The sequence below is a fragment of the Pedobacter sp. genome (assembly GCF_041645105.1).
In the GTDB taxonomy this organism is placed as follows: domain Bacteria; phylum Bacteroidota; class Bacteroidia; order Sphingobacteriales; family Sphingobacteriaceae; genus Pedobacter.
Genome location: NZ_JBAZQQ010000004.1, coordinates 53112 through 71946 on the forward strand (window position 1 = coordinate 53112; position 18835 = coordinate 71946).

The 18835-nt window shown below is 37.0% G+C and carries 17 protein-coding genes; 11 read left to right on the forward strand and 6 right to left on the reverse strand.

Going from position 1 to position 18835, the window contains the following annotated elements:
• Positions 1-2 precede the first annotated feature (2 nt).
• Positions 3-227 carry a DUF3098 domain-containing protein gene (locus WC623_RS13670; protein ID WP_372851957.1) on the reverse strand — a complete coding sequence of 75 codons (225 nt, stop codon included), beginning with the start codon at positions 225-227 and terminating at the stop codon, positions 3-5.
• Entirely contained in the window at positions 227-1105 is an 879-nt protein-coding gene (locus WC623_RS13675) for a cell division protein FtsX (protein WP_372851959.1), read from the reverse strand. Before WC623_RS13675 ends, WC623_RS13670 begins: the two co-directional genes overlap by 1 nt.
• Positions 1106-1479: 374 nt before the next feature.
• Here WC623_RS13675 and WC623_RS13680 point away from each other — a divergent pair, with 374 nt between their 5' ends.
• Together WC623_RS13680 and WC623_RS13685 are read left to right on the forward strand one after the other, a co-directional pair.
• Entirely contained in the window at positions 1480-1875 is a 396-nt protein-coding gene (locus tag WC623_RS13680) for a lipocalin family protein (protein ID WP_372851961.1), read from the forward strand.
• A gap of 126 nt (positions 1876-2001) precedes the next feature.
• Positions 2002-3258, forward strand: a complete 1257-nt coding sequence (locus tag WC623_RS13685; RefSeq protein ID WP_372851964.1) for a chloride channel protein — start codon at positions 2002-2004, stop codon at positions 3256-3258.
• 179 nt (positions 3259-3437) lie between these two features.
• Here WC623_RS13685 and WC623_RS13690 read toward each other — a convergent pair whose 3' ends face one another.
• Complete coding sequence (locus WC623_RS13690) at positions 3438-3785, reverse strand: SymE family type I addiction module toxin (RefSeq protein ID WP_372851966.1); 348 nt, start codon at positions 3783-3785, stop codon at positions 3438-3440.
• 139 nt (positions 3786-3924) lie between these two features.
• Here WC623_RS13690 and leuS point away from each other — a divergent pair, with 139 nt between their 5' ends.
• The 3 genes from leuS (at position 3925) to WC623_RS13705 (ending at position 10542) form a co-directional block, all read left to right on the forward strand.
• A complete protein-coding gene (leuS, locus tag WC623_RS13695; protein ID WP_372851968.1) occupies positions 3925-6732 on the forward strand; it encodes a leucine--tRNA ligase in 2808 nt (935 codons plus the stop codon).
• Positions 6733-6938: 206 nt separating this feature from the next.
• Entirely contained in the window at positions 6939-7805 is an 867-nt protein-coding gene (locus WC623_RS13700) for an alpha/beta hydrolase (protein WP_372851970.1), read from the forward strand.
• A gap of 301 nt (positions 7806-8106) precedes the next feature.
• The gene (locus WC623_RS13705; protein WP_372851972.1) at positions 8107-10542 is read left to right on the forward strand and encodes a TonB-dependent receptor domain-containing protein; all 2436 of its coding nucleotides are present in this window, start codon (positions 8107-8109) and stop codon (positions 10540-10542) included.
• A 15-nt stretch (positions 10543-10557) separates the two neighbouring features.
• On the opposite strand, the gene WC623_RS13710 is transcribed toward WC623_RS13705, so the two are convergent.
• Positions 10558-12090, reverse strand: coding sequence for an ABC transporter substrate-binding protein (locus tag WC623_RS13710; protein WP_372851974.1), 1533 nt, complete (start codon positions 12088-12090; stop codon positions 10558-10560).
• Between the two features lie 144 nt (positions 12091-12234).
• Between WC623_RS13710 and WC623_RS13715 the strand changes: the two genes are divergently transcribed.
• On the forward strand, positions 12235-12693 hold the full coding sequence (locus tag WC623_RS13715) for a hypothetical protein (RefSeq protein ID WP_372851976.1): 459 nt from the start codon (positions 12235-12237) through the stop codon (positions 12691-12693).
• Here WC623_RS13715 and WC623_RS13720 read toward each other — a convergent pair.
• Positions 12680-13201: an NADPH-dependent FMN reductase gene (locus WC623_RS13720; protein WP_372851978.1), complete on the reverse strand. Its 522-nt coding sequence runs from the start codon at positions 13199-13201 to the stop codon at positions 12680-12682. The two genes, WC623_RS13715 and WC623_RS13720, sit on opposite strands and share 14 nt — an antisense overlap.
• Before the next feature lie 182 nt (positions 13202-13383).
• On the opposite strand from WC623_RS13720, the gene WC623_RS13725 reads away from it, so the two are divergent.
• The 5 genes from WC623_RS13725 (at position 13384) to lepB (ending at position 17750) form a co-directional block, all read left to right on the forward strand.
• Positions 13384-14187, forward strand: a complete 804-nt coding sequence (locus WC623_RS13725; RefSeq protein ID WP_349785854.1) for an AAA family ATPase — start codon at positions 13384-13386, stop codon at positions 14185-14187.
• A 10-nt stretch (positions 14188-14197) separates the two neighbouring features.
• Positions 14198-15124 carry a ParB/RepB/Spo0J family partition protein gene (locus WC623_RS13730; RefSeq protein ID WP_372851981.1) on the forward strand — a complete coding sequence of 309 codons (927 nt, stop codon included), beginning with the start codon at positions 14198-14200 and terminating at the stop codon, positions 15122-15124.
• Positions 15124-15729: a DUF5683 domain-containing protein gene (locus WC623_RS13735; RefSeq protein WP_372851983.1), complete on the forward strand. Its 606-nt coding sequence runs from the start codon at positions 15124-15126 to the stop codon at positions 15727-15729. Before WC623_RS13730 ends, WC623_RS13735 begins: the two co-directional genes overlap by 1 nt.
• Positions 15730-15794: 65 nt before the next feature.
• Complete coding sequence (dapB, locus tag WC623_RS13740) at positions 15795-16535, forward strand: 4-hydroxy-tetrahydrodipicolinate reductase (RefSeq protein WP_372851985.1); 741 nt, start codon at positions 15795-15797, stop codon at positions 16533-16535.
• 6 nt (positions 16536-16541) lie between these two features.
• Positions 16542-17750, forward strand: a complete 1209-nt coding sequence (lepB, locus tag WC623_RS13745; protein ID WP_372851987.1) for a signal peptidase I — start codon at positions 16542-16544, stop codon at positions 17748-17750.
• Here the strand turns inward: lepB and WC623_RS13750 are convergent.
• Positions 17747-18832, reverse strand: a complete 1086-nt coding sequence (locus WC623_RS13750; RefSeq protein ID WP_372851989.1) for an Ldh family oxidoreductase — start codon at positions 18830-18832, stop codon at positions 17747-17749. The genes lepB and WC623_RS13750 overlap by 4 nt on opposite strands.
• Positions 18833-18835: the final 3 nt, after the last annotated feature.

Sequence of the window (18835 nt, forward strand, 5' to 3'; positions counted from 1 at the left end):
CTTTATTTCTTTAAGATTGCGTAAACTCCGAAACCGAAACCAAACAGAACTACCATAGGAGCAAGTAAGGTTTTTCTGAAATCGTAAATGTCGGTTGTTCCAATCATCAAAATAAAGCCAAAAACAACAATGGCAATGCTGATCAATAACAGTTGGTAATTCTTTTTAGTAAATACCAGTTCACTTTTTCTATCCTGATTTACAGGAGATGTTTTTTTCTCAGTCATTATCTATAAAGATCGTAAATTTTCAATTTTAAATATTTGCTAACAGCAAAAGAAGTACTGATGGCTGTTATAAAGATGCCAATTCCAATAAGGCTTCCCAATACTATTCCAAACTCAGTGTAATTCCTTAAGATAATCATTTCTGGAATTTCTTTTTGAGCATAGAATAAAATACCCAGGAGAATCAGAATTGCTATAAATGCAGCAATCAGACCATGTAAAACCGCAATAAGAATAAATGGTTTGCGTATAAAGTTTCTGGTTGCGCCAACAAGCTGCATACTTTTAATCAGAAACCGCTGAGAGTAAATGGCCAATCTAATGGTATTATTAATTAGAGCAATAGAAATGATTAATAATATTGCCGCAAAACCAAGGATTATTATGCCAATGGTATTGATGTTTTTATTTACCATATCAATCAGTGAGCTTTGGTAGATCACCTCTTTTACAATAGGGTTTTTAGCGATATTTGCTTTTAATGTGTCTATGCTTTTATTGTTTGCATAATCAGCTTTTAAATAAACATCAATAGTAGAAAGTAAAGGGTTGTAACCTAAAAAGTTTACAAAATCTTCACCAAGATCGTTGGTTAAGTTCCTGGCTGCCATTTCTTTATTAACATAAATGGTGTTTTTAATGGCAACATTGGCATTCAATTCTTTTTGAAATTGCAATACAGCAGTTTCTTTAGCACCTTCATCTACAATGATATTCAGTACAATATTTTCTTTTACGTAGTTAGAAAGGTTTTTTGCATGCACCAATATCAAGCCCAACATTCCCAGCATCAATAAAACCAATGCGATGCTAAATATTGTTGAAATGTATATGGTTTTTGTCTTCTTAGAAGCGTCACTAACTTCAAATTCTTCCATGTAATTGTTTTTGTATTCTGCGAAAATAAAAAATATAAGCCACTAAAGTACAAAGCTACAACGTATTTTCAAGAGTATTTATTTTCTGCAGTGCATTATAGACGGAATCCATGGCTTTAATTACCATAATGAGTACAATATAACTACAGTCTAATCACAGTATGATAAGTGGGTTCCGCTACCCTGTATTTACATAGTAGTTATATAGTTATTGTCCTGTAGTTATAAGCCATTCTGATAGTTAAAGAAGCCTGTTAAGAGAGAAGCTAGTCGCGTTACTGGCATAATTTGTGTAACATTTTTGTACCAAATGAATTTTTCATGCGTTATAGTTTCAGAAAATTCTTATTGAAAACTTAAAAAATCACTCCTAAATGAAAACACAAATTACTCTAGCCTTATTATTGATAGTTTCAGCTTTTACTGCTTGTAAAAAAGAAAAAGGTGCACATGTAGATATTGCTGGTAAATGGCAGGTTACTAAAGTTGAAACTTCAGTTGCAGGATCTGCAACAGTAACTTATACAGGAAAAGCATCGGATTATTTTGAATTTCGCAGAAACGACGAAAATGAAATGGTTGTGAGTCTGGATGGAATTAATACCATTGGTACTTATTATGTGCTGGCGGGTAATGACATCAAGTTTAATTATAGTGGTAAAGATCGTTCTGGCCATATAACAACTATAAATGCACAAAAACTGGAATTCAATGGTACTGTAACAGGATCATCGCCAGTAGTTACCGAGAAATATTACCTTACTAAGTAAAATATTACCAACAATTGAAGCGCAGGGCTGTTTGGAGTAAAATCCAGGCAGCCTTGTTTTTTTGCGCGTGTAAAATTCCATTATATTTGCCCATATCTGAACCACAAAGGACTGCTCAGGAAAAAAATGATTAGACAAGATAAACCAACAACATTTGCTGGCGAGATATTGAAATGGGGTATTATTATTCTGATCGTCGGTATTGCAGCTGGTACTTTATCTGCTGCATTTTTAGCCACTTTGAATCTTGCTACTAACTTTCGAGATCAACATCAATGGATGCTTTACCTGCTACCTTTTGCAGGATTATTTGTCGGGTTTTTATATCACCATAAGGGGAAAGGAATAGAGCGAGGTAATAACCTTGTGTTTGATACTGTACATAATCCAAAAGATATCATTCCCTTTAAAATGGTCCCTCTTGTTCTTTTAGGGACGATTGTAACCCACCTTTTTGGAGGCTCAGCAGGTAGAGAAGGTACAGCTTTGCAAATGGCTGGGGCTACGGCCGACCAATTACACAAGCCTTTTAAATTAGAGACGGCCGACCGGAGCATTTTGCTTATTGCAGGTTTAAGTGCGGGATTCGCTTCAGTTTTCGGAACACCATGGGCGGGGATCATTTTTGGCTTCGAGGTACTTTTAATTTCCAAAATACCGTTTAAAGTAATCATTTCGGCGACTGCTACAGCATTTATTGGAGCATACGTAACCGAATTATGGGGTGTTGGACATACTCCTTATAACATTAACATGGTGCCAGCATTATCGTTCAGAGGTTTGATATACTGCGGAATGGCCGGAGTGGCATTTGGAGTTGCTGCAATTTTGTTTGTCAGACTAACGGAAGGTGTTTCTCATTTGTTTAAAATGATATCTTATGCACCATTAAGGCCGTTTATTGGTGGTGTTATTGTATTGCTGCTGTTGTTATTGCCAGATAATTACAAATATGCCGGATTGGGTATTCCAACTATCCTTGAATCATTTGATGCCGCTTCGCAAAGTCAGGATTTTGCATGGAAAATTTTATTAACGGCTCTTACATTGGGGGCTGGTTTTAAAGGAGGAGAGGTTACTCCCTTGTTTTTTATTGGTGCAACTTTGGGTAGTGCCTTGTCTTTGTTTTTGCCATTGCCAGTGGGTCTATTAGCGGGAATGGGTTTTGTAGCTGTTTTCGCTGGTGCGGCCAAAACACCAATCGCGTGTTGCATTATGGCATTGGAACTTTTTGGAGTTTCATGTGGAATATATGTGGGGATCGCGTGTATTGTTGCTTACTTTATTTCAGGTCGTCATAGTATTTACAATGCGCCAGAAAACAAAACTCCACGCCATTTCTTGTTTGGCAAGATCAAGTATTCTTATTTTAGTAAAATTTAGATTCTATTTTTATAGACAAGTTCCCTTGACTATGGGAATTTTATGTTAGATTTGTATTTATGATATTTGTTTTTGCAGAATATTAAAGATGTCGATGAGCAAGTTAATTTTCTATTCGCAATTTGCAAATCGAGAATTAACTTTTGTAAGTGTATTTTAGTAAAAAGCTAAGGGCTGTATCAATCAGGCTTTAAGATTAATATTAGTTGTCCTTTCTTTTCCATAACAATTACATGGTTGTCATAATCAAAACCTAGTTTTTCCAACCATTTGCCAGTAAGCATTATAACTGGCACTGTTGAATGTGATCTTACTTGTGCAACAAATTTTTGTTGAATTTTGATCCGCCGCATTGCTGCCGGAAGTTTTGGTTTGGACGAGGCAGCGCCACAAGTACATTTTTTGTTGGATTGTTTAGTCTGAGTGATTTCAGGTTGTACCTGAAGTTTGCTTTGATTTTTCGAACTACGCATATTTGGAAAAATAAAAGCCCTTCTGTTTGGATTAGACTTTCCAAAGTTCATCATTAATTTAGAAATCTGAATTGTTGTTAGCAATTAAACGTTTTTTTGCTTAGCACATTCCTCCATTTCCTTATATTTTATCAAACCGTTTCGCTAACCATCTTTATTTCATTATTTTCGCGCTATAAAAGGAATAGCATTAATGGATTACCAATTTAAAGAAATAGAGCAAAAGTGGCAGAAGTTCTGGGCTCAGAATCAAACGTTTAAGGCAGAAACTGATTCTGCAAAACCTAAGTTTTATGTGCTGGACATGTTTCCATATCCTTCGGGAGCAGGTTTACATGTTGGACACCCACTTGGCTATATTGCTTCTGATATATTTTCAAGGTACAAAAGACTGAAAGGTTTTAATGTACTTCATCCTATGGGATACGATTCTTTCGGCTTGCCCGCAGAGCAGTATGCCATTCAAACTGGTCAGCATCCTGCTTTAACCACAGAAGCGAATATCAATACATACCGTAAACAATTGGATGGTATCGGTTTCTCTTTTGATTGGAGCAGAGAAGTACGTACCAGTGATCCTGAGTATTACAAATGGACACAATGGATCTTTATGCAGTTGTTCAATTCTTGGTACAACCTGGAAAATGATCGGGCGGAAGATATCAGTACCTTGATCGAAAAGTTTAATGCTGCAGGTTCTGCAGATGTAAAAGCTGTTTGTGATGAGGATACCAAAAGCTTTATGCCGAGCGATTGGGCGACTATGACCGAGGAAGAAAAGCAAGAAGAGCTTTTAAAATACCGCTTAACCTATTTGAAAGAAAGTACAGTTAACTGGTGTGCTGCTTTAGGTACAGTATTGGCCAATGATGAGGTGAAAGATGGTTTCTCTGAGCGTGGCGGACATCCGGTTGAGCAGAAGAAAATGATGCAATGGAGCATGCGTATCTCTGCTTATGCTGAAAGATTATTGCAAGGTTTAAACACCATCGACTGGCCTGAGCCTGTTAAAGAAATGCAACGTAACTGGATTGGTAAAAGTGTAGGAGCTAGTGTAAGGTTTGCTATTGAACCTTCTGAAGAGATTGCTGGTCTTAGTCAGGATTATATTGAAGTTTTTACCACTCGTGTGGATACGATATTTGGTGTTTCATACCTGGTCTTGGCGCCAGAGCATGAACTGGTTGCACAGGTAACTACAGCTGCACAGCAAAATGACATCAATAATTATATTGCTCAAACTAAAAAGAAATCTGAATTGGATCGTATGGCTGATACCAAAACGGTATCGGGTGCTTTTACGGGTAGCTATGTGATTAACCCGGTGAGTGGCGAACGTATCCAGCTTTGGATTGCTGATTACGTACTTGCTGGTTATGGTACTGGTGCTGTTATGGGGGTACCTAGTGGCGATCAGCGCGACTGGTTATTTGCTCGTCATTTTAACTTGCCTATCACACAGATTTTAGATGCTCAGCAGGATATCGAAAACCAGGCTGATGCAACTAAAGAAGGAAAATACATCAATTCTGGTTTTATAAACGGAATGAATTATACTGAAGCTACGGCAACTTTAAATGCCTGGCTGGAGGAAAAAGAAGTAGGTAGAGCTAAAATCAATTACCGCATGCGCGATGCTATATTTGGTCGCCAGCGTTATTGGGGAGAGCCTATTCCTGTTTATTTTAAAGATGGTTTGCCTTATCTGGTAAATGAGGAAGAATTGCCTTTGATGTTGCCGGAGATTGATAAATATTTACCTACTGAAACTGGTGAACCTCCATTGGGTAGAGCTGAAGGTTGGAAGTATGAAGATCAATATGAATATGAGTTAAGTACTATGCCTGGTTGGGCTGGTTCTAGCTGGTATTGGTATCGTTATATGGATGCGAAAAATGATTCAGATTTCGCTTCAAAGGATGCAATTGCTTACTGGAAAGATGTTGATCTTTATATTGGTGGCTCTGAACATGCTACTGGTCACCTTTTGTATAGCCGTTTTTGGAACAAGTTCCTTAAAGATTTAGGTTATGTACAAGAGGAGGAGCCTTTCAAAAAGCTAATCAACCAAGGTATGATTCAAGGTCGAAGTAACTTTGTTTACCGTGTTATTGATGAAGAGGGAAAAGGTACCAATAAATTGGTTTCTTATGGTTTAAGAAAGGATTATAAAACTTCTGCGCTACATGTTGACGTAAATATAGTAGAGAATGAGATTTTAGATATTGCTAAGTTTAAGTTATTCAGGCCAGAGTTTGAAAATGCTGAGTTTATTCTTGAAAATGGCAAATATATCTGTGGTGTAGAGGTTGAAAAAATGTCTAAATCTTATTACAATGTAGTAAACCCAGATATGCTGATCGAAAGCTATGGCGCTGATACTTTAAGAATGTATGAAATGTTCTTAGGGCCGTTGGAGCAGAGTAAACCTTGGAATACCAATGGTATTGAAGGGGTGTTTAAGTTCTTGCGTAAGTTCTGGCGTTTGTTCCATAATGAAGCGATGACTTTCCATGTGAATGATTCTGTGCCGACTAAAGCTGAATTGAAAGCTTTACATAAGATCATTAAAAAGGTACAGGATGATGTTGAGCGCTTCTCGTTTAATACTTCGGTATCTAGCTTTATGATTGCAGTGAATGAACTAACAGATCTGAAATGTAAAAACCGTCAGGTGCTGGAAGATCTTGTTGTTGTACTTTCTCCATATGCACCACATGTTTGTGAGGAACTTTGGTCGTTGTTAGGTAATGAGAAGGGTACTTTATCTTATACTCCTTATCCAACTTTTAACCCTGAGCATCTGGTAGAGGATGAGTTTAGTTATCCGATTTCGCTTAATGGTAAAACAAGACTTAACCTGAGTATTAGCCTTACTTTGGAAGCTAAGGAGATCGAAGAACTTGTGCTTGCTAATGAGGATGTCCAGAAGTACCTGGATGGCAAAACTCCTAAAAAGATGATTGTGGTGAAGGGAAGGATTGTAAATATCGTTTTATAATAAAGAGAAAAAAATAACCGTTCTCTTCCTCGCGGGAATCTTTTGTCTTGAAGTAAGACAAAAGTTCCAATGCTCGTCAGAGAAGGTAATTTTTTCTTTCAGCAGGATGGCCAGTTATATTGTATAATTGGCCATTTTAATTTTGGATTTTATATGTGTCTGTTCTTAAAGACTTTATCTTTACCACTTCATTTTTTATTCAAAATATGAGACAAATAGCGATAGCTTTAAACCTTTTAATGATCAGTTTTTTATCATTTGGGCAAAAAAAAGAGACAAGTAAAAGGATCGAATCACTAAAGCCTTTTGTATTGGGTGTAGTTGATGAGCTTAACTCTGTACAATTGGGTGAAAGAAGGATATTAAATATATACTTGCCGGAAGGATATAAAGAAAGTGATACGACGACTTATCCAGTGGTTTATTTACTGGATGGATCAGCTGATGAGGATTTTGTTCATGTTGCGGGGCTTTATCAGTTTAATAGTTTCTCTTGGATCAACAGGGTACCTAAATCTATAATAGTAGGTATTGCAACGGTTGATCGGAAAAGAGATTTTACATATCCAACAAATATAAAGGAGCAAAAGAAAGCATTTCCGACAACGGGTCATTCTGATCGTTTCATTGCTTTTCTAGAAAAGGAACTGCAACCGTTTATAGTAAAGAATTATAAGACCAATAGTTCAAAAACGATTATTGGGCAGTCGCTGGGCGGATTATTAACTACCGAGATTTTACTGAAAAGACCTGAATTGTTCAATAAATATATCATCATTAGTCCAAGTTTGTGGTGGGACGATGCTTCTTTATTAAAACAGACATCCGATCTGTTAAAGGAGAACTTCTCACCTAAGACCAGTATTTATATTGGTGTTGGTAAAGAAGGTCTTACGCCTGGAGCAATCCCCCATGTGATGGAAGTTGATGCCAATCTGCTGGCCGAAAAGCTAAAGGCAGGGAAAAGTAAAAATGTAACTGTTTATTTTGACTATTTACCAGAAGAAGATCATGGCACGATTTCACATCAGGCAATTTCTAATGCATTAAAGGCTTTCTTGAACAAAGATTAAGGAATAAAACCCTCGCTCTTGTTTGATTTTTATATGGCTTTAATAACGACATAGCCTCTCTTAACTTTAAGCTTATTTCTTTCCGTTACATTTGCCCCAGTAAGTTTAGGAAGGTTATGAAATAAAATACCAGTGTAGCTGTTTTGGGAGGCCTTTACATCCTGCTTGAAAGAAAAAATACATTCTGCGAACAGACTTAGAAGGATTTTGCCTTTTTCTGGCAAAAGATTTCAGACTGTGAGTAGAACGTTTTTTTTCCTATTATTTGTAACATTATCTACTTTTAGACAACTAATTGATTATGAAAAGCCATCTAAAACGTTTTGCAGTCTTAATTCTTGTCGTTACACCATTCTTTAGTGTAAAAGCACAGTTTTCTCTTGGAGGAAATTCAAAATCGACAGTTAAAGGACGTATTGTTGCTGTAATCATGGATTCACTGACTAAAAAACCAATTGATTATGTCAGTGTTTCATTATTTAACACGAAAGATGGTAAATCTGTAAATGGTGCTGTTACTGATTCAAAAGGGAAAGTAGTGATACAAAATGTATCTCCAGATGATTATAAGCTATCAATTGGTTTTATTGGGTATAAGACAAAAACCATATTTCTGAAAACAACTCCTGAAAAACCTGATTATAATGCAGGGGTAATTTATCTGAGTACTGTTGCTGGTAATTTAAAAGAAGTTGAAATTACCGGACAAAAAGCATTGATAGAAAATAAGGTGGATAAGCTTGTTTATAATGCGGAGCAGGATATAACCAATGCAGGTGGCGATGCAACAGATGTGATGCGAAAGGTGCCAATGCTTTCTGTTGATATCAATGGTAATGTACAGCTTCGTGGTAGTTCGGTTAGGGTTTTGATTAATGGTAAACCATCTGGGACTATGGCTAACAGTGTAGCTGATGCTTTAAAAATGATTCCTGCTGAGCAAATAAAAAGTGTAGAAGTCATCACAAGTCCTTCGGCTAAATATGATGCAGAGGGTTCTGGTGGGATTATTAATATCATTACTAAAAAGAAAACTGCAGAGGGTGTAAGCGGTAGCGTTAATACAACTGTGGGTACCCGTTCTAATAATGGGGCCTTTAACTTAAATGCTAAAACAGGTCGGTTGGCCTTGAATGGAAGTCTTGGATTGAACCAAGCTTATCCTCAAAATTCTAAAGTTTTCAATTATAATAGTGCAATTGTAGATGGGATCACAAATACAACTACGCAAGATGGTTTTTCCAAATGGTCAAGAGTTGGCTATAACGGGAGCCTTGGTCTGGATTATGATTTTAATGCCTATCATAACATTAGCACTACAGTCAAAATGAATCGCTTTTCAAATGGAGGACCTGGTCGTTCAGACATTGTTCGTAATGGCGTGTCATCTGTTAATTTAAGAGACATGGATATGAGTTTCAATAACCTGGATTGGAATGTGGATTACAGAAAGACTAGTAAGAAAGAAGGTGAAGAGTTTAGTGTTTCTGCACAATTGTCAACCGGAAGAAATGGTAGTGATTTTAGCAATACATTTAGTACAGTAGGGGTTCCGGACGATGTCGTTATACGTGGACATAATACAGGAAAAAACAACGAGTATACTGTGCAAAGTGATTATACATATCCTTTTAGTAAGACTACAATTCTTGAGACCGGAGTGAAAGGCATCTTTAGAAATATTGTGAGTGATTATGATCAGCAACAACAGGATTTTGATTATGATCAGAATGTTGCTTCGGCCTATGGTGTAATGGGATTTAAGCTGACTAAAAAGATCTCTGTTAAGGCTGGCTTAAGAGCAGAGTATACTAAGATTAATGGTTTGGCTGGAAATAGTTTGAACTTTGATAACGATTATTTTAACCTGTTTCCGAGTATGTTGATTTCTAAAACGCTAAAACCAATGACGACAGTTAAGTTGAGTTATAATCGTCGGATTCAACGTCCCAGTTTGTTTTATTTGAACCCTTTTAGAAATGAAAGTGATGTTTATAATCCAATGGAGGGTAATCCTAAACTATCTCCTGAGTTAACGGATAATATAGAGTTAGGTTACTCGACTTTCATTAAAGGTTCGGTAATTAATGCTTCTGTATTTTATCGGACTACTGGTAATGTAATTGAAAGCGCGATACAGCCAATTGTTGAAGATGGAGTAAGTAAAAACCTGACCACTTACCGGAATGTTGGAACGAGTCAGTCTTATGGTTTTAATATATTTGGTTCTTACAATCCTAAGCCAAAATGGACTCTAATGACTAATCTAGGCTTAAATACCTATGAGGTTAACAATGAAGAAGATAATCTGAATACGGGTACATTTTTAAATTATACGGCTTTTGCACGTTCTGCTTACGCTTTGCCTAAAGGATGGACAACTGAAATATGGGGAGTGCTGAACTCTCCGAAAAGAACTTTCCAGGGCAGGACAGAAAAGATGTATTTTTATGGAGCAACGGTGAAAAAAGAGATCTTAAAGCAAAAAGCAACAATCGGTCTGAATGTTCTTAATCCTTTTAATCGCGACTTAAATATCAAGACTGAAAATCGTACGGCAAATTCAATACAATTTACAGATATCCACTATCCTTTGCGTTCTTTTGGACTTAATTTTAGTTATAAGTTTGGTAAAATGAACTTTAATGCACAGCCTAAAAAGAAAAAAGGTGTAAATAATGATGACTTAAAAAAAGATGAGCAGCAACAAGGTGTTGGAGGTGGAATAGGTAATTAACTCTTTTTAGTAATGCTAGTCCTTTTTAACCGTTTTTAGTACCATCAAGTTTAAGGCATTAAGTGAGTACCCGCTAATATTGTTTTGGGTCATGACCAATGACTGGTCATAAAGAATGGGAACTACATTTGCATATTCTACAATCATTCTGTCCATTTTCTGGTAAAGGAGAAAACGTTTTTGATTGTCATTTTCATAATAACTCTGTTCGAATAAACGGTCAAATTCATCATTAAAATAACCCGTATAATTGGGGCCGTTTGGTACCTTGTTTTTAGAATAGAACATAGCCAGGAAATTCTCTGCATCCGGGTAATCGGCAATCCACGAACCTCTAAAGAAGTTGACGCTGTTTTTAGCAATGAGATCTCTTAAGCTAGCATTCGGACTTACATCAACTTTAACTTTAATGCCTATGGCATTTAGTTCTCCTTGTATAAATTCAATCAAGTCTTTGTAGGTCGTAGAGGTACTTAGAGTAATCTGAGGCATGCCTTTTCCATTAGGGAAACCTGCTTCTGCAAGTAATTTGATCGCTTTGTCGGGGTCGTAATGATAACCTTTAACTGCAACACTATCAAATCCCGGCATACCATGTGGAATGAACCCAGATGTTGCTGGGATGCCTATGCTGTTTCTTAAGTATTTGATCAGCTTCGGTTTATCTATTGCATAATTGATGGCTTGACGAACCTTTTTAAATCTTAAAGGAGAAGTTTTAACAATAGATTTAGCGGTGTCTACCAATATCCCTACATATTCTGTGCATAAGTAAGGACCTTTTCTTAAATGGAACTTCCCTTTGTATTTACTGGTCATCCGACCACTTTTGGTTAAAATATCATCCCGGTAACTGCCATCTACCTTATCGAAATAATCCAGGTCTTTTTTTATAAAATTCATAAAGGCACTTTGCTTATCACTAATGAAGGTCACCTTTACCGCATCTAGGTAGGGTAGCTGATGCCCATCCTCTTTTTCCCAGTATTTTTCATTCTTCAGCATCACTAATATTTCGTCTTCTTTCCAGTATTTAAACTTGAAAGGGCCAGTGCCAATAGGATGGCTTCTGAAATCTTTGCCATAGTGTTCTACAATTTCGTGTGGTACGACCACGCAGTAGAGTGTAGTCAGCAAATTTATAAATGCAGGAAAAGGGGTAGAGAGTTTAACCTGGAAAGTGCTGTCGTTTACAGCAATGAAACTATTAATGTCTTTTACTTTGTCGTTAAAAATCCAACCACCAGAAGAAGCAACTTTAGGGTCAATTAAGCGGTAAAAACTATATTTAAAGTCTGCTGCAACCACTTTGCGACCTTTTCCATTTGGGAAAATAGGATCGTCATGAAAGTAAACATCATTGCGCAGATTAAAAGTATAGGTTAGATTATCTGCTGAAGTTTGCCAGGTTTTAGCAATGCAGGGGAGTGGATTGAGATTGCTATCTACCTGAACAAGGCCGTTGAAAATCTGGTTCATCATCCATATTGCATTTTGATTGCGTGCAAAAGCTGGGTCAAGAGAAGTTACATTTTGATCCAGATTCATGTTAAACACTTTTTTTTCAGCGTCGGATGAATTGTTTTTACAGGATAAAAACGTTAAAATCAACAGGACATAAAAAATATTGTTTATCATACGGCGTATCGCTACAGGAATAGTAATTTTGTACAAAGTAATAAATAAATTGATATGTCTTTTTTAAACTCGGTTATAAATAAAGTTAAGGATGAAGTTGTGAGGGAACAACTTCAGGATCGTAAGGATATAATCGAACATAAAATAAAATTTATGGACAAGGTTCCTGTGGCCTGTCTGGATACCAATAATAAATTGAATTATGCATTGGAAGAGGTTATCTTAAGTGCAGGAGGCATATTGTATGATTTTACCCATTCTGCAAAAGTGGTGATCTATATGGAAAAGGGTAAAACCATGCTCGAATTGATGGGAATTGTACCTCCATTATTAGATAAAAGCTGGCCCGCAGTAGAATTTAACAGGGTTTATTTAATGAATGGCCAGGATTTGGATACCGCAGATGCTGAAGATCTGGTAACTGCCCTTGAAGATATTGCAGAAATGCTTTATCCTGGTTTTTTTGTATTTGGAAACGAAGGGATAGACTGGTTGAGTTTTAAAACACAATAAATTTGTCCATCTGCTGGTTGGTGAATTTTATAGTATCCTCCTTAAGCAGGTCTCCATTTTCATCTAATTCGGTTTTAATAGCCGAAATATGAATTCTTAAGGGGAGTACATGTAGGTGAAGGTAACTGCAAACACCACCAAAATGATCTATTCCGCGGATATTGCCATATTTTCCAGATGATACACCAACAAGTGCTGCTTTTTTATCGTAAAAGCTTTCAGGGAAATTGCAGGCATCAATGAATGTTTTTAAGACACCTGGAAAACTGCCGTTATACTCCGGAATGATGAAAAGAAATTTACTTGTATTGGCAATCATTTGTTGAATTGGCTCGAACTCTGGACTTCTTTTGCCATAAAGATCGGTAGCAATCAAACTTTCAGGAAGATCTTCAAGGTTAAAAAGATGTGTTTGTAACCCTTTTTCTGCCAGTGTTTTTTGATAATATTTTGCGACTTTTAAGGTATTACTCGCAGGTCTGTTTGTCCCTGATACGATAGTTATCATGCGGAAATTGTTAATAAGATGTGTAAAACACTTAAATCATTAGTGCTAGTTTTGCCATTTAGTTTGTATCTTAGCTAATCGTTAAAATATGCCTAAAACGATACAAAAATAGCATTTTTTATAGATTTACTTCAATGTAAAATAAGCCTTAAGTAAATAATTCGTAATTATTAAAAAGATAAATGAGTAAAATTATTGCATTGGCAAATCAAAAGGGTGGTGTAGGTAAAACGACTTCATCTATAAACTTAGCCGCAAGTTTAGCTGTACTGGAATACAGGACTTTACTGGTCGACGCAGACCCTCAGGCCAACTCAACATCTGGTATTGGTTTTGACCCACGAAATATTAAAAACAGCATCTACGAATGTATCATCAATGATATTGAACCGATGGATGCCATACAAAAAACAGAAACCCCTAATCTGGATCTGTTGCCTGCACATATTGATCTGGTAGGAGCGGAGATCGAAATGATTAACCTCACCAACAGAGAGTATAAGATGAAAGCGGTGATGGAGAAAATCAAAGATCAGTATGATTTTATCATCATTGATTGTTCACCGTCCTTGGGTTTAATTACCATTAATGCCTTAACTGCTGCGGATTCTGTAATCATCCCTGTTCAGTGCGAGTATTTTGCACTAGAAGGATTGGGTAAATTGCTGAACACAATTAAAATTGTTCAAAATCGTTTAAATCCTGAGCTAGAAATTGAAGGTATTTTACTAACCATGTATGATGTGCGTTTACGCTTGTCAAACCAGGTAGTTGAGGAAGTTAAAACACATTTCCAGGAACTTGTATTTGAAACTATTATTCAACGAAATACCCGCTTAAGCGAGGCCCCTAGTTATGGTGTATCTGTAATTATGCATGATGCAAACTGTAAAGGAGCTATCAATTATCTGAACCTGGCACGTGAAATCGTCCGTAAAAACGGATTGGTAAAAGAAGTGCAGGATGTAAATACGGCAATTATTTAATTATTTTTTAATGACATCTTTTCAGCGAAAAACAGGTTTAGGTAGAGGATTAAGTGCGCTTTTGGATGATAGCGAATCCGTTAATACGCCTAGAAGTGAGGTTAACCCGGTAAGTGAAACAAGGCAGGAAAGCAGCCAGGGTAACAATAATAGTATCGGATTAATTAACATTTCTGAAATAGAAACCAATCCATATCAGCCCCGAACCGAATTTGATCAGGTGGCCTTAAATGAATTATCGGAGTCTATTAAAGTGCAAGGCCTTATTCAGCCGATTACGGTTAGGAAACAAGGTGTAAATCATTATCAACTAATATCTGGTGAACGTAGATTAAGAGCTTCTAAATTAGCCGGATTAACTCAGATACCTGCATATGTACGTAGTGCAAATGATCAGCAGATGCTGGAAATGGCACTTATTGAAAATATACAACGTGAAAACCTTAACGCGATTGAGGTAGCACTGAGTTTTCAACGTATGCTTGATGAATGTAATTTAAAACAGGAACAGTTAGGTGAAAGGGTAGGGAAAAACCGTACTACAGTAACCAATTATCTGCGCTTGCTTAAATTACCTCCGGTAATACAGATTTCTATTCGTGATCAGAAAATATCGATGGGGCATGCACGTGCATTAATCAATGTTGAACAGGAAGAAAAACAGCTGTTTATTCATCAGGAAATTATTGATAAGGGACTTTCTGTTAGAAAGGTAGAGGAACTGGTAAGGAGTATCAATAGTGTAGAAGTAAAACCTAAGTTTCAGCTGAAATCTAAGTCTGTACCTTTTGAATATCAAAAACTACAGAAAGATCTTGCTTCTAAATTTGCTACTAAAGTGAAATTGAAGGTTGGTGATAATGGCAAAGGAGCTATCGAAATTCCATTTATGTCTGATGATGACCTGAATAGGATTTTAGAGTTATTAGATTGGTAATGTATAAGGTATTGCTATTGTCGGTTTGCTTGTTCTTTACTTTTGCCAACGCAAGGGCTCAGGAAAAAGTGACCATGAAAAAAGATAGCGTAGCTACAGACTCTGTTAAACCTTATGTAAATCAAGGTAAAATAGCTGGACGAAGAGCAATGATCAGGTCAGCAATGTTACCTGGACTTGGACAAATCAGAAATGGCTTTAATCTGTACAGAGGCTTAAAAGTAGCAGGGATATACACTGGAGCTGCTTTTTTGACCATTTCATACATAGACAACTCTAAACAATACGATATTTTTGTCCATGAACTGGAATACAGAACTCAGAATGGTGGAGCATCTCCTCCAGGAAGTTTGTATGCAAACTCTCCGGTTGACCGCCTGATTTCTGCCAAAGATATTTACAGAAGAAATAAACAGGTGATTATTTTCTCTTATGCAGGATTATATTTACTTAATATTATAGAAGCTTACATCGATGCCCGTCTGGCAAATTTTGATGTGGGTGATGTAACAAGGATAAAAATAAGACCGGATTTAATGAATGCTAATCAGATGTATGGTTATCATTCAATTGCTCCGGGAATGAAGATTGCAATTACTTTTTAAAAATAAACTAAACTAAATGAAGTCTGCATGGCAAGCTTCATCACCAAAAAATAAATTCAAACTAAATGAAAATAGCTTTACTTGGTTATGGTAAAATGGGGCAGATCATTGAACGGTTTGCGCTGGAAAGAGGCCATGAGATTGTCTTGAAAATAAGCATCGACAATACCGCAGATTTGACAACAGCGAATCTTTCTAAAGCTGATATTGCGATAGACTTTAGTGCACCTGATGCAGCTTTAAGTAATATTTATGCTTGCTTTGATGCAAATCTGCCTGTAGTAGTAGGTACAACAGGATGGTATGGAGAATTGCAACAAGTGAAAAACGATTGTCTGAGTCGTAACAATACCTTGCTTTATGGATCAAACTTTAGTATAGGGGTTAACTTGTTTTTTCATATCAGTAAGATGATGGCGAAATTGATGAACGATTTCCCTGCTTACGAAGTGCAGGTTGAAGAAATACACCATACGCAAAAACTAGATTCACCAAGTGGTACGGCAATGACACTTGCAGAGGAGATTATTGAACAGCTGGACAGAAAAGATGAATGGGTAAATGAATTAGTAGGTACGCCATTTGAAGATGTTGTAAAAAAGGAACAGTTACTGATTGAATCTCACAGAATTGAGAATGTGCCAGGTACGCATACTGTTTTATACAGCTCTGAAGTGGATGAAATAGAGTTAAAGCATACTGCACACAACCGTTCTGGCTTTGCACTTGGTGCTGTAGTTGCTGCAGAGTGGTTGAATAATAAACAAGGCTTTTATAATATAGCTGATATATTTAATTTTAAATAGTAGAATATGAATTGGAAATTCTGGCAAAAAAATACAGAAAGCAAGGATGATAAGCCAAAGAAGAAAAAGTCACGTACCAGGGAATGGGTTGATGCTATTATCTTTGCCGTAATTGCCGCAACAATTATAAGAGTGTTCTTTATTGAAGCTTATACCATCCCTACAGCATCAATGGAAAAATCGTTGTTAGTGGGGGATTTCTTGTTCGTAAGTAAAGTGAATTATGGTGCAAGGATACCGATGACGCCAGTAGCGTTTCCTTTCGCACATCATACTATGCCCATAACAGGCACAAAAGCATATTGGGAAGGAGTTAAATGGGATTTCCGTAGATTACCGGGATTATCTGAGATCAAGAGGAATGATGTTGTTGTTTTCAATTATCCACAAGGTGATACCGTAGCACTGGAGCAGCAGGATGCGGATTATTATATGATGGTAAGAGCCGAAGGCTGGCAGGCTATTAACAGCAGGTATACGATTGTGAGCAGACCGGTAGATAAAAGGGAAAACTATATCAAACGTTGCATAGCCATTGCAGGTGATACCATTACGATGAGCAATGGATTGGTTTCTGTAAATGGAAAGCCTGAAAAGTTGAAAAATACTGGTGAAATCAGTTATGATGTAGTGTTTAAAACTGCAGACTTTAATCCAGCTGTATTTGAAGATTTAGGTTTTAACATCGCTGAAGATATCAGAAGTACGATGACTCAGAACGTATATGAATTTAATGGTACAGAAGAGTTAATGGCAGAAGTTAAAAAACTTGACTTTGTACAATCTGTTAAAGAAAGTACTGCTGTTCCAGGGGAACGTGAAGGTGATATCTTTCCTTTTGATAAAAATAGAAACTGGAATGTAGATAACTTTGGACCAATCATTATTCCTAAGAAAGGTTGGACAGTTAAATTGGATAGTGCGACCATGCCACTTTATGAAAGAAGCATCCGAATTTATGAAGGGAATAAACTGGAAAAATCAGGAAGTGGATGGTTGATTAACGGTAAACCTGCCGACAGTTATACCTTTAAAATGGACTATTATTGGATGATGGGTGACAATAGACATCGCTCTTTAGATTCAAGATATTGGGGGTTTGTACCTGAAGATCATATTGTCGGAAAAGCATTATTCATCTGGATGAGTTACGATACTAACAAGAAGTTTTTTAGTAAAATCAGATGGAGCAGGCTACTTAGTGGCATTCATTAAGACAAACCTGCAATGCCTAATTTAAGGGCAAGATCATTTAAATCATTTACAACGGCATCAATTAAAGGGATGCCGTTTTTTTTGCGCTCGTTTTCGAATTCATATTCTGGTTCACCCGGAATAACTACCCTTTTTTCTGGATCTACAGTTTTTGAACTTTTAAAACGCTCAACCCAGTTATCCAGGTGATCTTTGAAGTCCTGTGCAGGACGGAATCCGTCTACGCGCATCGCACCAAAAAAGTGACCGATACCTTCACCAACAGGATCAGTTGGTGGTTCAAGGAAGGCGACAAAAGGAGGGACCCAGGGTCCGTAATTGGCACCAGATAATACCGCCGATAAAATATCAACAGTAGCACCTAATCCATATCCTTTATGACTTCCGTGGTCTTTATCACTTCCTAAAGGTAGTAATGAGCCACCTTCTTTCAGTTGATGTGGATTTGTTGAATTATTCCCAGCCGAATCTTGTACCCAGCCTTCTGGAACAGGATGATTGGCCCTTTGTGCAATTTCAAGTTTACCATTTGCGGCAGCTGCAGTTGCCATGTCGACCACCACAGGTGGATATTTACCTGCAGGAAAGGCATAACACATTGGGTTAGTCCCTAATAATCTTTCGCTTGAATAAGTAGGGGCTACCAATGGACTTGCATTGGTCATGCTTATTCCGATCATATCTTGTTCTACAGCTAATAACGCATGATAACCCGCGATACCAAAATGGTTAGAGTTTTTCACTGAAACCCATCCGCTTCCATAAGTTTTGGCTTTTTCTATTGCAACTTTCATTGCAAAAGGAGCGACAACTAACCCTAGTCCAGCATCACCGTCTACCGTAGCCGTTGTAGCTGTTTCATGAACGACTTTTACCACTGGTACTGGATTAATTCTTTTCTTCTCCCATAGCCTCACATATCCACTTAAACGAGCTACACCATGAGAATCAATACCTCTTAAGTCAGAACGTAACAAAACATCAGCTGCAAGTTTTGCATCTGCTTCGGGACAACCCATTATTAAGAAGACATTTTCAGTAAAATGACGCAGATTGTTTTCAGTAAATGTGTGAAATTTCATGGT

Bases quoted from the DNA above. Each gene is read 5' to 3' on its own strand.
- leuS (WP_372851968.1), top strand. From the start codon at position 3,925: ATGGATTACCAATTTAAAGAAATAGAGCAAAAGTGGCAGAAGTTCTGG.
- WC623_RS13720 (WP_372851978.1), bottom strand. From the start codon at position 13,201: ATGATAACTATCGTATCAGGGACAAACAGACCTGCGAGTAATACCTTA.
- lepB (WP_372851987.1), top strand. From the start codon at position 16,542: ATGAATTGGAAATTCTGGCAAAAAAATACAGAAAGCAAGGATGATAAG.
- WC623_RS13700 (WP_372851970.1), top strand. From the start codon at position 6,939: ATGAGACAAATAGCGATAGCTTTAAACCTTTTAATGATCAGTTTTTTA.
- WC623_RS13750 (WP_372851989.1), bottom strand. From the start codon at position 18,832: ATGAAATTTCACACATTTACTGAAAACAATCTGCGTCATTTTACTGAA.
- WC623_RS13680 (WP_372851961.1), top strand. From the start codon at position 1,480: ATGAAAACACAAATTACTCTAGCCTTATTATTGATAGTTTCAGCTTTT.
- WC623_RS13670 (WP_372851957.1), bottom strand. From the start codon at position 227: ATGACTGAGAAAAAAACATCTCCTGTAAATCAGGATAGAAAAAGTGAA.
- WC623_RS13715 (WP_372851976.1), top strand. From the start codon at position 12,235: ATGTCTTTTTTAAACTCGGTTATAAATAAAGTTAAGGATGAAGTTGTG.
- dapB (WP_372851985.1), top strand. From the start codon at position 15,795: ATGAAAATAGCTTTACTTGGTTATGGTAAAATGGGGCAGATCATTGAA.
- WC623_RS13690 (WP_372851966.1), bottom strand. From the start codon at position 3,785: ATGATGAACTTTGGAAAGTCTAATCCAAACAGAAGGGCTTTTATTTTT.
- WC623_RS13675 (WP_372851959.1), bottom strand. From the start codon at position 1,105: ATGGAAGAATTTGAAGTTAGTGACGCTTCTAAGAAGACAAAAACCATA.
- WC623_RS13725 (WP_349785854.1), top strand. From the start codon at position 13,384: ATGAGTAAAATTATTGCATTGGCAAATCAAAAGGGTGGTGTAGGTAAA.
- WC623_RS13730 (WP_372851981.1), top strand. From the start codon at position 14,198: ATGACATCTTTTCAGCGAAAAACAGGTTTAGGTAGAGGATTAAGTGCG.
- WC623_RS13685 (WP_372851964.1), top strand. From the start codon at position 2,002: ATGATTAGACAAGATAAACCAACAACATTTGCTGGCGAGATATTGAAA.
- WC623_RS13735 (WP_372851983.1), top strand. From the start codon at position 15,124: ATGTATAAGGTATTGCTATTGTCGGTTTGCTTGTTCTTTACTTTTGCC.
- WC623_RS13710 (WP_372851974.1), bottom strand. From the start codon at position 12,090: ATGAATCTGGATCAAAATGTAACTTCTCTTGACCCAGCTTTTGCACGC.
- WC623_RS13705 (WP_372851972.1), top strand. From the start codon at position 8,107: ATGAAAAGCCATCTAAAACGTTTTGCAGTCTTAATTCTTGTCGTTACA.